Source organism: Pseudooceanicola marinus (assembly GCF_002786295.1).
Lineage (GTDB): Bacteria > Pseudomonadota > Alphaproteobacteria > Rhodobacterales > Rhodobacteraceae > Pseudooceanicola > Pseudooceanicola marinus.
Map to the genome: position 1 here is coordinate 109,900 of NZ_PGTC01000008.1, position 14,054 is coordinate 123,953.

General features: G+C 65.7%; 13 protein-coding genes. 7 read left to right on the forward strand and 6 right to left on the reverse strand.

From position 1 onward, the window contains the following. Window positions 1-147 precede the first annotated feature (147 nt). Both CVM50_RS01055 and CVM50_RS01060 read left to right on the forward strand, forming a co-directional pair. Window positions 148-924 carry a GNAT family N-acetyltransferase gene (locus tag CVM50_RS01055; RefSeq protein ID WP_085889964.1) on the forward strand — a complete coding sequence of 259 codons (777 nt, stop codon included), beginning with the start codon at window positions 148-150 and terminating at the stop codon, window positions 922-924. A 4-nt stretch (window positions 925-928) separates the two neighbouring features. Continuing rightward, window positions 929-1,768 carry a lysophospholipid acyltransferase family protein gene (locus tag CVM50_RS01060; protein ID WP_085889963.1) on the forward strand — a complete coding sequence of 280 codons (840 nt, stop codon included), beginning with the start codon at window positions 929-931 and terminating at the stop codon, window positions 1,766-1,768. Window positions 1,769-1,786: 18 nt separating this feature from the next. Here CVM50_RS01060 and CVM50_RS01065 read toward each other — a convergent pair whose 3' ends face one another. Beyond that, on the reverse strand, window positions 1,787-2,404 hold the full coding sequence (locus tag CVM50_RS01065) for a thiamine phosphate synthase (protein WP_085889962.1): 618 nt from the start codon (window positions 2,402-2,404) through the stop codon (window positions 1,787-1,789). Between the two features lie 168 nt (window positions 2,405-2,572). Here CVM50_RS01065 and CVM50_RS01070 point away from each other — a divergent pair, with 168 nt between their 5' ends. From CVM50_RS01070 to CVM50_RS01080, 3 genes are all read left to right on the forward strand, one after another. Continuing rightward, a complete protein-coding gene (locus tag CVM50_RS01070) occupies window positions 2,573-3,307 on the forward strand; it encodes an RNA methyltransferase (protein WP_085889961.1) in 735 nt (244 codons plus the stop codon). A gap of 96 nt (window positions 3,308-3,403) precedes the next feature. After that, on the forward strand, window positions 3,404-4,540 hold the full coding sequence (gene ctaA / locus CVM50_RS01075) for a heme A synthase (protein ID WP_085889960.1): 1,137 nt from the start codon (window positions 3,404-3,406) through the stop codon (window positions 4,538-4,540). A gap of 1 nt (window position 4,541) precedes the next feature. Then, a complete protein-coding gene (locus CVM50_RS01080) occupies window positions 4,542-6,029 on the forward strand; it encodes a carboxypeptidase M32 (protein WP_085889959.1) in 1,488 nt (495 codons plus the stop codon). A gap of 75 nt (window positions 6,030-6,104) precedes the next feature. Here the strand turns inward: CVM50_RS01080 and CVM50_RS01085 are convergent, their stop codons facing one another. From CVM50_RS01085 to gyrA, 3 genes are all read right to left on the reverse strand, one after another. After that, window positions 6,105-6,827, reverse strand: a complete 723-nt coding sequence (locus CVM50_RS01085; protein ID WP_085889958.1) for a hypothetical protein — start codon at window positions 6,825-6,827, stop codon at window positions 6,105-6,107. 558 nt (window positions 6,828-7,385) lie between these two features. Continuing rightward, complete coding sequence (locus tag CVM50_RS01090; RefSeq protein ID WP_085889957.1) at window positions 7,386-8,225, reverse strand: LysR family transcriptional regulator; 840 nt, start codon at window positions 8,223-8,225, stop codon at window positions 7,386-7,388. Between the two features lie 32 nt (window positions 8,226-8,257). Then, the gene (gene gyrA, locus CVM50_RS01095) at window positions 8,258-10,993 is read right to left on the reverse strand and encodes a DNA gyrase subunit A (protein ID WP_198431830.1); all 2,736 of its coding nucleotides are present in this window, start codon (window positions 10,991-10,993) and stop codon (window positions 8,258-8,260) included. 193 nt (window positions 10,994-11,186) lie between these two features. Between gyrA and CVM50_RS01100 the strand changes: the two genes are divergently transcribed. Further along, window positions 11,187-11,450 carry an usg protein gene (locus CVM50_RS01100; RefSeq protein ID WP_085889955.1) on the forward strand — a complete coding sequence of 88 codons (264 nt, stop codon included), beginning with the start codon at window positions 11,187-11,189 and terminating at the stop codon, window positions 11,448-11,450. Window positions 11,451-11,544: 94 nt separating this feature from the next. Here CVM50_RS01100 and CVM50_RS01105 read toward each other — a convergent pair whose 3' ends face one another. Further along, entirely contained in the window at window positions 11,545-12,108 is a 564-nt protein-coding gene (locus CVM50_RS01105) for a lipid-binding SYLF domain-containing protein (protein ID WP_085889954.1), read from the reverse strand. 250 nt (window positions 12,109-12,358) lie between these two features. Further along, complete coding sequence (gene hemB, locus CVM50_RS01110) at window positions 12,359-13,354, reverse strand: porphobilinogen synthase (protein WP_085889953.1); 996 nt, start codon at window positions 13,352-13,354, stop codon at window positions 12,359-12,361. A gap of 179 nt (window positions 13,355-13,533) precedes the next feature. Between hemB and CVM50_RS01115 the strand changes: the two genes are divergently transcribed. Then, window positions 13,534-14,052: a component of SufBCD complex gene (locus tag CVM50_RS01115; RefSeq protein WP_085889952.1), complete on the forward strand. Its 519-nt coding sequence runs from the start codon at window positions 13,534-13,536 to the stop codon at window positions 14,050-14,052. Window positions 14,053-14,054 lie beyond the last annotated feature (2 nt).

Sequence of the window (14,054 nt, forward strand, 5' to 3'; positions counted from 1 at the left end):
ACAGGAGGTTAATACAGGCCAGGGTTGCGCCGAAAGACCAAAGAGCTACGTGCCCACGCTTGCCTGTATCGCGCCTCTTGCCTACAACGCCGCAAGGTCGGGACATGCCCGGCCGGACAGGATGATCGCAGGACCCAAGCGCCCCTCATGACCCAGACCGCCGCCCCGCAGTTCGAGACCCGCCTGGCCGCGAGCGAAGAGGAACTGCGCGCGGCGCAGCACCTGCGCTACAAGGTCTTCGTCGAGGAACTGGGCGGCAGTGGCGCCATGGTCGACCACGAGGCGGAGCTGGAGCGGGATCGCTTCGATCCGCATTTCGATCACCTGCTGCTGATCGACCACGCCCGTGCAGGTGCGCTGCGCGAGCAGGTCGTGGGCGTCTATCGCCTGCTGACCGATGACGCCGCGGCAAGGATCGGCCAGTTCTATTCCGCCGATGAATACGACCTGTCGAAGCTGACCGGCTCGGGGCGCAAGCTGCTGGAACTGGGGCGCTCCTGCCTGCACGCCGACTATCGCGGCGGGGCGGCGATGATGCATATGTGGGCCGCGCTGGCCGACTACGTGACCGAGCGCGGGATCGAGGTGCTTTTCGGTGTGGCGTCGTTCCACGGCACGGATGTCGAAGCGCTGGCCGGGCCCTTGTCGGCCCTGCATGCCCGCCACCTGGCGCCCGAAGCCCTGCGCGTGCGTGCGCTGGAGGATTCCTTCCAGCGGATGGACCTGATCCCCGAGGCCGAGCTGGATCGCGTAGCGGCCATGCGCGCCGTGCCGGCGCTGATCAAGGGTTACCTGAAGCTGGGCGGCTTTGTCGGCGAAGGCGCCTACATCGACTATGCCTTCAACACCGTGGACGTCTGCCTGGTGCTGGACACGCAGCTGCTGAACGAAAAGCAGAGCCGCCTGTTCCGGCGCGAGGGCTGAGGGCATGAGCAGCACCTGGTATGCGCCCGAGCCGCCCGCGCCGCCACCGCCGCTGGACGGCGCCGCGAAGTGGCGCATCGCGCGCCGCGCCGGGCCGCTGGCGCTGTTCCTTCTGCTGTGCCTCGTCCTGCTGCTGCTGGTGCGCCTGGTCGAGCGTCTGCTGTGCGGGCTGCGCCGCCCGGTCACGCCGATCTTCCAGCGCCAGGTCTGCCGGGCCTTCTTTCGCCTCTCCGGTATCCGGCTGAAGGTCACCGGCACGCCGATGCGCGATCGCGGCGCGATGGTGTCGAACCACGTCAGCTGGCTGGACATCTTCACCCTGTCGGCGCCGCGCCCGGTCTTCTTTGTGTCGAAATCCGAGGTCCGCAGCTGGCCCGGCATCGGCTTTCTCGCTCGGGCCGCCGGCACCGTGTTCATCACCCGCAAGCGCGGCGATGCGAAGGCCCAGCAGGACGTGTTCCTGAACCGCCTGCGCGCCGGTCAGAGGCTGATGTTCTTCCCCGAGGGAACCTCGACCGACGGCAAGCGGGTGCTGCCCTTCAAGACCACGCTGTTCGCCGCCTTCTTCGCACCTGAACTGCGTGACTTCTGCCACGTGCAGCCGGTCACGCTGCTTTACCGCGCGCCCGAAGGAGAGGAGCCGCGGTTCTACGGATGGTGGGGCGACATGGACTTTGGCGCGAGCTTCCTGAAGGTCTTCGGGGCGAAGCGCCAGGGCGGGGTGGAGGTGATCTATCACCCGCCGCTGGCCGTGGCCGATTTCGCCGATCGCAAGGCGCTGGCCGCCGAATGCGAACGGCGGGTGCGCAGCGCCATGCCCTGGGATTGGCAGAAGGACGCCTGAGGCGCCCTTTGCCCGGGATCAGAACCGTTCGGTCAGTGCCTTCAGCGCGGCGACGGCATCGACTTCGCGCCAGATCTCTTCGCCCACGCCGAAGAAATCGGTGACAGGCGAGAGGCGCGCCACGACCTCGGGGCTCAGCCCGCCTTCGGCGACCACGGGCAGTTCGATCATCTGCGACCACCATTCGAAGACCTCGAAATCGGCGGTTTCGCCATCGGCGAGCGCGGTGGTGCCGACAGGCCCGAAGGAGATGTAGTCACAACCCGCTTCGCCCGCGTTCATGCCCTCGTGCCGGGAGGTGCCGCAGAAGGCCCCGACGATGGCATCGGCGCCAAGCGCCTTGCGCGCCTTGCGCACCGACCGCGCGCCGTCATCCAGGTGCACCCCGTCGAGACCCAGACGTTCGGCCAGCACGATATGCCGGTCGATCACCAGCGCCACGTCACGCGGCGTCGTCACCTCGCGCAGGGCGTCGGCGGCGCGACAGATGCGATCCTCGTCGTGGCTGGCCAGGGTCAGGCGGACGCAGGCGACCTCCTGCGCGTCCAGCACGGCGGCCAGGCGATCGGGGAATTCCATCAGGTCGAATTCCGGCGGGGAAATCAGATAGATCTGCGGCTGCTCTTCCTGGGACATTCCGGGGCCTCTCACGTTTCGGGCCGATATAGCGTGCCACCGGCGCTGGTGCAAAGGGATTGCGACGGCAGAGCGTGCAGGACCAGCGCGGCGGATCCCGGGGGCAGGGGCCTCGACAGCGCTGCCCGGCGCGTCTAGGAGGGGCCAGTCTTTCAAGGAGCCTGACCCATGTCGCAACCCGCTTTCGTGCTTGTCCGCCCCCAGATGGGGGAAAACATCGGCGGAGCCGCGCGGGCGATGTGGAATTTCGGCCTCGACCGGATGCGTCTGGTCAGCCCGCGCGACGGTTGGCCCAACCCGAAGGCGGTGGCCATGGCCTCCGGCGCCGGCCGCCTGCTGGATGAGGCGAAGCTGTGCGAGACCACGGCCGAGGCGCTGGAGGATTGCTCCTACGTTTTCGCCACCACCGCCCGGGCGCGGGGTCTGACGAAACCCGTGGTGACGCCCGAACGCGCGATGGAGATCGCACGGGAGAAGATCCTGGCGGGTGAAAAGGTGGCGGTTCTCTTCGGTCCGGAACGGGCCGGGTTGGAGAACGACGACATCGCTAAGGCCAACGCCATCATCAACGTGCCGGTGAACCCCGAATTCGCCTCCCTCAACCTGGCGCAATGCGTGCTGCTGACGGCCTATGAATGGCGCCGCCAGGCCGTGGATGTGGAGGCCGAGCGGATGGAGATGGCGGGGGCCGACTGGGCCAGCCAGATCGAGATCGAGAAGCTGGCGGATCACTACGAGGGCCGGCTGGAAGAGGCCGGGTTCTTCTTCCCCGAGACCAAGGCGGAGGGGATGAAGCTGGTGCTGCGCAACTTCTGGTCGCGCATGCCGCTGACCCGGCCCGACGTGCAGATGATGCACGGCATCCTGCGCCAGATGGTGCGCTGGAAGGAACGCGGCGACTGAGCCGCCCGCTTGTGCTCTCTGCGCCCCTGCGCCGCCTTGCCCCCGGGTGCGCCCGGGGCTAGGGTCCGCCGGCCAATCAGAGCCAGCGAGGGCCGCATGAGCGAGAAACGCAGCATTTTCGAAGAGGTGGGCAGCGACGACGCGCGCCCCGAGATCCGCAAGGGCGGCATCGACGCCGGGCGCCGGGGATCGCGCAAGGGATTGCGCGCCTGGCTGGTCCTTCTCTTCCTCATGGTCGCCGTGATGATCGTGGTGGGCGGGCTGACGCGGCTGACCGACAGCGGGTTGTCGATCACCGAGTGGAAACCCCTGTCGGGCGCCCTGCCGCCGATGACCCAGGCTGATTGGGAGGCGGAATTCGCCCTCTACCAGCAGATCCCGCAGTTCACCGAGATGAACTCCTGGATGGAGCTGTCGGACTTCAAGCAGATCTACTGGTGGGAATGGGGCCACCGCCAGCTTGGCCGTGCCATCGGGCTGGTCTGGGCGGTCGGGTTCCTGGGCTTCTGGATCTCGGGGCGGATGCCCACGGGCTGGGTGAAACGCTCGCTCCTGATCGGGGCCATGGGCGGCGCACAGGGCGCCATCGGCTGGTGGATGGTCTCCTCCGGTCTCGGGGAAGGGATGCTGAGCGTCGCCTCCTACCGGCTGGCGGTGCACCTTGGCCTGGCCTTCGCGATCCTGGGCACCATCGCCTGGTATGTCTTCCTGCTGAGCCGCGAGGAACGCGACCTGATGCAGGCCCGCCGCGTGCGCGAGGCGAAACAGTTCGGCCTGGCGACCGGCTGGATGCATTTCGCCTTCCTGCAGATCCTGCTGGGCGCGCTGGTCGCGGGGATCGACGCCGGGCGGTCCTTCACCGACTGGCCGACCATGGGTGGGCAGTTCTTCCCGCCCTATGCCTTCGACATCGAGCCGGTCTGGCGCAACTTCCTGGAAAACCCCGGGCTGGTGCAGTTCATCCACCGCATGTCCGGATACCTGCTGCTGATCTTCGGCACCGTGGCCTTCCTGCGGGGGCGGCGCAGCGCCAACCCGGCCACGCGGCGCGCCTTCACCGCGGCCTATATCGCCCTCTGGGGCCAGGTGGCCCTGGGCGTGGCCGCCGTCATGACCGCCGCGCATCTGCATGTGGCGATCACTCACCAGGTTGTCGCGGTGCTGCTGTGGGTGCTGATCCTGCGCGCCCGCTTCGCCGCCGCCTATCCCGTTGCCACCAGTGTCCGAGGCTGAGATGACCCAGACGAATACCCCCCTGGCCGAGCTTCTGGCCTACCAGAAACAGACCGAAGCCCTGGCGCAGGTCGCCGGCCGCCTTAGCTGGGACCAGGAAACCGTGATGCCCCGCGGCGCCGCCGATCAACGCGGCGAGGAGATGGCAGCGATGGAGGCCGTGCTGCACGCGCGCCGCACCGATCCCCGGTTGGGAGAGTGGCTGGATGCCTGCGAGGGCGCGGAGGTGAGCGAGGCGGATGCCGCCAAGCTGCGCCATATCCGCCGCGACTACGACCGCAGCCGCAAGATCCCCGCCGATCTGGCCGCCGAGCTGGCGCGCGTGACCTCGGTCGCGCAGGGGCAATGGGCCGAGGCGCGCGCCGCCGATGATTTCGCCGCCTTCGCCCCGGTCCTGTCCCGGGTGATTGAGCTGCGCCAGCAGGAGGGCCAGGCGCTTGCCGGCGGCGGGGACGTCTACGATGCCCTGCTGAACGATTATGAGCCGGGCGCCACCGCGACCCAGCTGGAGGCGATGTTCGCCGAGATGCGTCCGCGCCTGGTCGATCTGCGCGGCAAGGTCCTGGAGAAGCCGCAGCCCGCGGGACTGTCCGGTGACTTCCCCGCCGAGGCGCAGATGGCCTTTGCCCGCAAGCTGGCGCTGGCCTTCAACTATGATCTGACGCGCGGCCGCATCGACAAGGCGGTGCATCCTTTCAGCTCCGGCTCGGGCCACGACGTACGGATCACCACACGCACCGCCGAGGATGACCCCTTCAACTGCTTCTTCTCGACCATCCACGAGGTCGGCCACGCCTGCTATGAGCAGAACATCGACGCGGGCTATGCCCTGACGCCCCTCGGACAGGGCGTGTCGATGGGGGTGCATGAAAGCCAGAGCCGGATCTACGAGAACCAGCTGGGCCGCTCGCGCGCCTTCACCGGCTGGATCTACGATCAGATGCGGGCCGATTTCGGCGACATAGGCGTCGACAGTGCCGAAGCCTTCTATGCCGCCGTGAACCGGGTGCAGAAGGACTTCATCCGGACCGAGGCGGATGAGCTTCAGTACAACCTGCACGTCATGCTGCGCTTCGACCTGGAACGGGCGCTGATCTCGGGCGATCTGAAGGTGGCCGATCTGGAAGGCGCCTGGAACGAGCGGTTCGAGGCCGATTTCGGCTATGCCGTGCCGCGCGCCTCGCTGGGCTGCCTGCAGGACGTGCATTGGTCGGTGGGGCTGTTCGGCTACTTCCCGACCTATAGCCTCGGCAATGTCTACGCGGGCTGCCTGGCACAGGCGCTGCGCGTGGATGTGCCGGATCTGGACGCGGAGCTGGCGAAGGGGATCACGGCGCCCGCCACGGACTGGCTGCGCGAGAACGTACAGCGCCACGGCGGGCTTTACGAGCCGCGCGAGGTCATCACCCGGGCCTGTGGCGCCGCGCCCACGGCCGAACCGCTGCTGGAGTATATCGAGGCGAAATTCAGCGATCTCTACGATCTCTGAGCGGATATTGCCCGCAGATCAAAGAGGGGCCGCGCAGTTGCTGCGGCCCCTTTGTAGTTGCAGCGCGATCCCGGGTCAGTAGCCCGGGTAAAGCTCCATCGTGTCGCGGGCGCGGAAGGTGGCGCCACGGCCGAAGGTGAAGGTGGCCAGGGCGCTGACGATGCCCGCACCATCGTCGGTGCTGCCGGCGGTCATGCCGACGTCGATCCCGTCGCGGACCTCGTAGCGGGCACCGAGGTAGCCGAATCCCTGTTCGACCGGCGCGCCATCATCGCCGACGCCGCCCGCAAGCAGGGTCCAGCGCGGCGCGGCCGGCAGGGCATAGGTCACGTCCAGACCGTAGCGGCCGCCATCGGTGCTTTCGGCGATGTCGTCGCGGTAGGCGGCAAAGGCCTCAATCCCGAAGGCGTCGCCCTGATAGGTGACCTCGGCCCCGTAGAAGTAGGAATTGCCTGGACGGCGATCCTCGGCGGCCAGGAACACGCCGTAGGACAGGGTGTCATCCAGGCGGTAGTAGCCGTGCAGGGTGGCCGAGGGCTGGGTGGATTCGTGGTGTTCATGCTTGCCGACGCCGATGTCGAGCTGCAGCCCCATGTCGTTCCAGACCAGCCCGTCGAAGGAGCCGCGGAACCGCTTGGTGTTGACCGAGGTGTCCTCGTTATGGGCCAGCTCCAGACGCAACGTGCCGTCCAGGGTCAGCTGGGCCTGGGCCGGTTGGGCGGTCGACAGGAGCAACGCGGTGGCCGGCAGCATGGCGAAGGCAGAGAGGCAGGCGCGCGACATATGGCTTTTGAACATGGCGAAAGGTCCGTTTCTGGTCCGGCGGAGGCCGGTCAATCGTGTGAAAGGCACCGCAGACGCGCTGTGGAGGTTGGGTCGGCAAGCCTTGGCTAGCCGATATTTGTAAGCTTTGCGTTGAAAGGAAAAGGCTGTGAGCGCCCATTAGACCTGCGCTGCTGCACAAATGCCGCGCTGCTGCATCGCTGCGGGGGCGTTTAGCCCAGGGTGTCTCTTACAAGAAAAGGGGCCGGCTGTTCGGGCCGGCCCAGTGAAGGGTTTGACGGGGTAGAAGCGTCAAGCCTTTGGTTGGACGTGGCTGCGAACCGAGGTTCGCCGCTGAACGGGCGCGTCGAGCCACCTCCTGGGACACTGTCGTCTGATGTCGTCGCTCCACCGCCTGTCCGACGGCACAACCGGAACGCCGATATGTCTCTCTACCTTAGGGCGAAAAATGAAACCCGGGAAGGAGACCATTCATACGTCTGCGAAAATTCTGTACCCGGACTATGCGGTGCATGCGAAAAGCGCACAATAACCCTGGGGCGCATACCTGTGCTTGCATTCCTGCAAGGCCGGTCAAATGCTGTTATATGCGTTAAAACGATCCGCCACCCAGTCCGCGATCATCTGAACAAGGGGATCCTTGCGCCGGGTCTCATGAAAACACAAGTAAAGCGGGGTCTGCATGGGCCGGCTTTCCGGGTCGAAGGGGATCAGCTCGGGATCCTCCTGCGCGGCCCCTACGGGGATCGTGCCGGGCAGGCGAGTGGCGCGGATCGTGCGGTAGGTGTCCAGCAAGGTCTCGACCCGTATGATCGGATCCCGTCCCCCCATGATTGTGCGGCAATGCTGCGCCGGGGGGTACCGATCATGCAGATTGTGAAGCCCGACCCAGCGACCGTCGCGCGGGCTGTCGGGATAGCAGTAGAGGTTCGTGGCGAATTTCCCGACGAAGCGGACCACCAGGCGACCCTGTTGCGGGCGGACCGCCGAGATGAACAGGTCGTTGTCGCCCAGAGCTTCCTGGTAGAACTGGTTGGTGAACGTGATTTCGAGGTCGGGGTTCTCGGAAATCAGGTCCCTCAGCCCGGGCAGCAGCACGTGGTTGGACACGGTGGGGTCGCAGCCGATGTCGACATGGCCCGCCACTGTGATCCCGTCACTGTCCCGGGTATTGAGGTAGGACTCGATCTCGTTCTCAAACGCGGTGATCGACTCGATGAGATCGCCGACGGATTCATTCGCCGTCCAGCCTTGCGGCGTCTTCAGAAACAGATCGAAACCAAGGGTTTCCGACAAGCGCCCGAGCCTTCGGGAAACGGTTGCGGGGTTGGTATCAAGCAATCTTGCTGCCGCACTCATCGAGCCCGTCTTGTGGACCGCGACCAGGTAGCGAAGGTCGTCCCAGTTCTTCAATTCACTTTGCTCCCAAGCGGCCGATGTCCCCGTCAGCCGGTCTCGCCGTCGCCGTCCTCCTCTTCTCCCTGCTCTATGATCCGGGCGACGGAGACGACGTGTTCTTCTTTACCTGTATTAAACACACGAACACCACCCGCGCTACGGGAGCGGAAGGAAATACCTTCAACCGGAACGCGGATCGACTGTCCGCGCGAGGTTGCGAGCATAATCTGGTCATCCATATCGACCGGGAAGGCCGCGATGATCTCGCCGGTGCGCATGGATTTTTCCCATGCCGTCACACCCATGCCGCCGCGGCCCCGAACGGGGTAGTCGTGGGAGGAACTGATGTGACCCGCGCCGCCGGCGGTAATAGTCAGCAGCAGCGTTTCGGCGGCCGACATCTCGGCGTAACGCTCCTGGCTCAGCGGCATGTCGGCGTTGCCCTCTTCCTCCTCCGTGGCCTCGGTGTCACCGGCCATCGCGCGGCGCATCTTCAGGTAGGAGGCCCGTTCGTCGCTTTCGGCGGCGAAGTGGGGCAGGACGAACATCGAGGCGACCTCGTCGTTTTCGTTCAGGCGGACACCTCGCACACCGGTGGAGTTGCGCGAGTTGAAGACCCGCACGTCATCGGCACGGAAGCGGATCGCCCGACCGGAGCGGGTGAACAGCATCACGTCGTCCTCGGGGCCGCAGATGCGGGCGTTGATCAGGCGCATGCCCTCGTTCTCGCCCTCGAACTTCATCGCGATCTTGCCGTTGCGCATGACGTTGGTGAAGTCGGACAGGGCGTTGCGGCGCACGGTGCCGGCGGAGGTGGCGAAGACGATCTGCAGATCGCCCCACTCCTCTTCCGGACGGTCGACCGGCATGATGGCCGCGATCGATACGCCCGTCGGGATCGGCAGGATGTTGACCACCGCCTTGCCCTTGGAGGTACGTCCGCCGACCGGCAGGCGCCAGGTCTTCAGCTTGTAGACCATGCCCTCGGTGGTGAAGAACAGCAGCTGCGTATGGGTATTGGCGACAAACAGCGTGGTGACCGCATCGTCATCCTTCATCGCGCCGCCCGACAGGCCCTTGCCGCCGCGCTTCTGCGCGCGGAAGTCGGCCAGCGGGGTCCGCTTGATGTAGCCGCCCGCGGTCACGGTCACGACCATGTCCTCGCGTTCGATCAGGTCCTCGTCGTCCATGTCGCCGGCCCAGTCGACGATCTCGGTGCGACGCGGCACGGCGAAGAGCTCGCGCACCTCGCGCAGCTCATCGGCGATGATGCCCATGATGCGATCGCGAGAGCCCAGGATCTCCAGGTATTCCTTGATCTTGCCAGCCAGTTCCTGCAGCTCGTCCGTCACCTCTTTCACGCCGATCTGGGTCAGGCGCTGCAGGCGCAGCTCCAGGATGGCGCGGGCCTGGGTTTCGGACAGGTTGTAGGTGCCGTCCTCGTTCATGGTGTGGGTCGGATCGTCGATCAGCCGGATGTAATCCGCGATCTCGGTCGCCGGCCATTTGCGCGTCATCAGCTTCTCACGCGCCTCGGCCGCATCGGCGGAGGAGCGGATGGTCGCCACGACCTCGTCCACGTTGCTGACCGCAACGGCGAGGCCACACAGGATATGCGCCCGCTCGCGCGCCTTGCGCAGCAGGTAGGCCGTGCGGCGTGCCACGACGTCTTCGCGGAAGTCGACGAAATGCGACAGGAAGCCGTAAAGGGTCAGGGTTTCCGGACGACCACCGTTCAGGGCCAGCATGTTGCAGCCGAAGGAGGTCTGCATCGGCGTGAAGCGGAAGAGCTGGTTCAGCACCACCTCAGGCGTCGCGTCACGCTTCAGCTCGACCACCACGCGTACGCCGTGCCGGTCGCTTTCGTCCTGGACGTGGGCAATGTTCTCGATCTTTTTGTCGCGGACCTGTTCCGCGATCTTCTCGATCATCGCCGCCTTGTTCACCTGATAGGGGATCTCGTCGATGACGATGGCGTAGCGATCCTTGCGCAGCTCCTCGACGTGGGTCTTGGCACGGATGATGCAGCTGCCGCGCCCTTCCAGGTAGGCCTTCCGCGCGCCGGAGCGGCCCAGCAGGATACCGCCCGTGGGGAAGTCGGGGCCGGGCACGTACTGGATCAGTTCCTCGACCGACATGTCGGGGTTCTCGATCAGCGCAAGAGTGGCGTCGATCACCTCGCCCAGGTTGTGCGGCGGGATGTTGGTCGCCATGCCGACGGCGATACCGCCGGCGCCGTTGACCAGCATGTTGGGGAAGCGGACGGGCAGGACCGAGGGTTCCTTGTCCTTGCCGTCATAGTTGTCCTGGAAATCGACCGTGTCCTTGTCGATGTCGTTCAGCATGTAGGCCGCAGGCTTGTCCATGCGCACCTCGGTGTAGCGCATGGCGGCGGGTTTATCGCCGTCCATCGAACCGAAGTTGCCCTGGCCGTCCAGGAGCGGCAGCGACATCGAGAAATCCTGCGCCATCCGGGCCAGCGCGTCGTAGATCGCGCTGTCGCCGTGCGGGTGGTACTTACCCATCACGTCGCCGACGGGGCGCGCGGATTTCCGGTAGGGCTTGTCGTGGGTGTTGCCGACCTCGTGCATGGCGAAGAGGATTCGCCGGTGCACAGGTTTTAGGCCGTCGCGCAGATCCGGGATGGCGCGGCTGACGATGACCGACATCGCGTAGTCGAGATAGGAGGAACGCATTTCCTCCGAAATCGAGATGGTCGGGCCGCTGGCCGGCGCAGACGGGGTTTCCTGTTCGTTTTCAGGGGGTTCCGGTGTATCGGTCACTGAGTCTGCCTGTCTGGGGATGGCTTCTATATCTTGTTGGCGCAACTATAGCACCGCCATGATCTGGGGTGCAATGCTTGCCCCGGGGCGAAGCTGGCAGCCACCGGGTAAGGTGGCTAACATTCTGTTTTTGTTGAAAGTTAATTTTAAGGCGGGAAAGCTGGTGGGATCCGAAACGAGGAAGGACGCCACCATGGGCGAAACGGAACTTCTGCTGAAGGGCTACGGGCTGACCACGGCCGAGATTTTCTACCGCCTGCCGGACTACCAAAACGTGCTGCAAAGCTATGTCTGGCAGGACTACGATCTGGCGCCGGATTACCCGAAGCTCTTCGGTTTCATCGAATTCTGGCAGGAGAACATCGAGGGGCCGCTGCACTCGGTCCGCTTCTGCCACAGCAAGGCGCTGTCGCCGACCGACTGGCGCAACGTGGTGGGCGAGCTGCGCTATCACTGACGTTTGCCGGGACCGTGCCAAGGCCCCCAATGCGAAAGGGCGCCCGAAGGCGCCCCTGTTTTCCTTGGCCCGTTTTCCTGGGGGTGTCACGCGATCAGGGGATGATGCGCGAGTATTTCAGACCTTCGATCGTCGCGCCGACGCGCAGCCCCGCCTGGGCGAAGATCACCGCGACAACGGGCGCCATCGAGGTCGTGGTTTCGGCCCTCAGGTTCTCGCCCAGGTTGTTGAAGACGATGTCGGCGTCCGCGGCGGCGGCCCAGCCATCATTGATGCGGAAGTCCTGCAGCGCGTCCTCTGTCATGAAGAACAGCACGTGGGCATATTGCTGCGCCCCGATTTGCAGGCCGGCGCTGGCGCGGGTAGCGGAATAGTAGTCCACCGTGGCGCCGCCGACGCGCAGGGCGCCGCGGCCATAGCCGCCGCCCAGGCCGAGGCCCGCTTCGGTCAGCAGCGGCATCACCAGCATACCGGCGGATTTTGCCGCCAGATCGCGGGTCTGCGGATAGTCGGAATACATCTGCGCCAGGGTCGCATCGACCCGCGCGTCGATCGTGGCCGCGCCGTTGTTGCCGTAGCCGTTGCCGGAACAGGCCGCCACCGCCGGCACGGCGGCCAGCGCGGAAAGGGTGAATGCGCGTCGTGTCAGTTGGCTCATGTCTCTGCCCTCATGCGGCGCGGGGTGCGCCGGTCTACTGCCTCTGCCGGTGGTCCGGCTTTTTGCTCTGCCGGTGGCCCGGCTTGATATACGCCCTTTTCTAGCCCCGGCCCGCGGGGGTGTCATCCTCTCAGACGTGTCAGGCCGCGGATAAAGCGAAAAGGGGCCGACATCGGCCCCTTTTTTTCTGTCTCTGCAAGCGAATTGCCTTGCTTGCCGCGCCTTTCGATGCGCTGCGCGCAGCGGCGCCTCAACCGGCGAGGCGGGCGAAGGCGGGGGCGAAGTAGCTCAGAACGCCGTCGCAGCCGGCGCGCTTGAAGGCCATCAGGCTCTCGACCATGGCCTTCTCGCCGTCGATCCAGCCGTTCTGCGCGGCGGCCTGGATCATCGCGTATTCCCCGGACACCTGGTAGGCAAAGGTCGGCACGCCGAAGCTGTCCTTCACCCGGCGGCAGATGTCGAGGTAGGGCATGCCCGGCTTCACCATCACCATGTCGGCGCCCTCGGACAAATCACGGGCCACGAGGCGCACGGCTTCGTCCGAGTTGCCGGGATCCATCTGGTAGGTCTTCTTGTCGCCTTTCAGCGCACCGGACGCGCCGACCGCATCGCGGAAGGGCCCGTAGAAGGCAGAGGCGTATTTCGCCGCATAGGACAGGATCATCACGTTCTGATGGCCGCCGGCCTCCAGCGCGGCGCGGATGGCGCCGATGCGGCTGTCCATCATGTCCGACGGGCCGATGATGTCGGCGCCGGCCTCGGCCTGGCTGACGGCCTGCTTCACCAGCGCCTCCACGGTCAGGTCATTAACGATCTCGCCGTCGATGACGAAGCCGTCCTGGCCAGTGTCGGAATAGGGATCCAGGGCCACGTCGGTCATCACCAGCATTTCCGGCACGGCGGCCTTGATGGCGCGGGTGGCGCGGTTCGACAGGTTTTCCGGATTCCAGGCCTCGGAGGCGTCGGCGCTGCGCTTGTCGCCGGGGGTGTAGGGGAAGAGGCAGATCGCGGGGATGCCCAGATCGAATACCTCGCGCGCAGCCTCGGCCACCCGGTCGACGGAGCGGCGGAAGACGCCGGGCATCGAGGGCACGGGTTCCTCGTGGTTCTCGCCCTCGCAGACGAAAACCGGCCAGATCAGGTCCTTCACGGTGAAAACGTTTTCCTGCACCAGGTCGCGGATCGCGCCGGATTTGCGGGTGCGGCGAAGGCGGGTCGCGGGGAAGGGGGCTTGGATGGGCTGCATGTTCTCAACTCCGAAGGTCTTCCCTCAGGTCGCACGGATCGCCGGTCAAGCTCAAGTCCTTCCGCAGACGTGGCTTTCTGCTTCAGTTCCGGCCCTGCGGGGGTGGGCAAGGCCCGGTGACGGAGCTATATCCGGGAAGGAGTGGAGGTGAGCAGAAAGGACGGGCGCCCTTGGGGTCGATGGCCACAACTCTCGAACTGATCGACCTCCGGTCCTTCTCGAACCTCTGGTTCTGGATTGCGCTGGCGGTCGTCTGGTCTTCCGCCAGCCATTGGGTGCTGGGCGTGCCCTTCGACCTGGTGCTGCGCGCGCATCGCCGCGGCGGCTCCGTCGAGGAGGATCTGCGCGATCTGATCCGCATCAACGTCAACCGGATGCTCTATATCGCCGACGCCGCGGGAGAGATCGCCGTGGGCGTGATGAGCTTCCTGCTGACGGTGCTGGCGATCCTGGGGTTCTTCTATTGGGTCGAGTTCGCGCAGGCCCTTCTGCTGATCGGCCTGCCACTGACCATCGTGTGGATCCTGTCGGTGCGCACCGCCCGGAAAATCGCGCTGGCGCCGCAGACGACGGCGGAGCTGTACCTGCGGCTGCGGCGCCTGCGCTTCGTCATTCAGGTGATCGGCATGCTCTCGGTGTTGACCACCTCCTTCTGGGGCATGTACGTGAATGCCTCTGTCGGCGTTCTCGGAGGCTAAGT

Excerpts from the sequence above, each read along its gene's own strand:
- hemB (WP_085889953.1), bottom strand. The coding sequence starts at position 13,354 with ATGCAGCCCATCCAAGCCCCCTTCCCCGCGACCCGCCTTCGCCGCACC.
- CVM50_RS01055 (WP_085889964.1), top strand. The coding sequence starts at position 148 with ATGACCCAGACCGCCGCCCCGCAGTTCGAGACCCGCCTGGCCGCGAGC.
- CVM50_RS01060 (WP_085889963.1), top strand. The coding sequence starts at position 929 with ATGAGCAGCACCTGGTATGCGCCCGAGCCGCCCGCGCCGCCACCGCCG.
- CVM50_RS01100 (WP_085889955.1), top strand. The coding sequence starts at position 11,187 with ATGGGCGAAACGGAACTTCTGCTGAAGGGCTACGGGCTGACCACGGCC.
- CVM50_RS01080 (WP_085889959.1), top strand. The coding sequence starts at position 4,542 with ATGACCCAGACGAATACCCCCCTGGCCGAGCTTCTGGCCTACCAGAAA.
- CVM50_RS01105 (WP_085889954.1), bottom strand. The coding sequence starts at position 12,108 with ATGAGCCAACTGACACGACGCGCATTCACCCTTTCCGCGCTGGCCGCC.
- CVM50_RS01065 (WP_085889962.1), bottom strand. The coding sequence starts at position 2,404 with ATGTCCCAGGAAGAGCAGCCGCAGATCTATCTGATTTCCCCGCCGGAA.
- ctaA (WP_085889960.1), top strand. The coding sequence starts at position 3,404 with ATGAGCGAGAAACGCAGCATTTTCGAAGAGGTGGGCAGCGACGACGCG.
- CVM50_RS01070 (WP_085889961.1), top strand. The coding sequence starts at position 2,573 with ATGTCGCAACCCGCTTTCGTGCTTGTCCGCCCCCAGATGGGGGAAAAC.
- CVM50_RS01085 (WP_085889958.1), bottom strand. The coding sequence starts at position 6,827 with ATGTTCAAAAGCCATATGTCGCGCGCCTGCCTCTCTGCCTTCGCCATG.
- CVM50_RS01115 (WP_085889952.1), top strand. The coding sequence starts at position 13,534 with ATGGCCACAACTCTCGAACTGATCGACCTCCGGTCCTTCTCGAACCTC.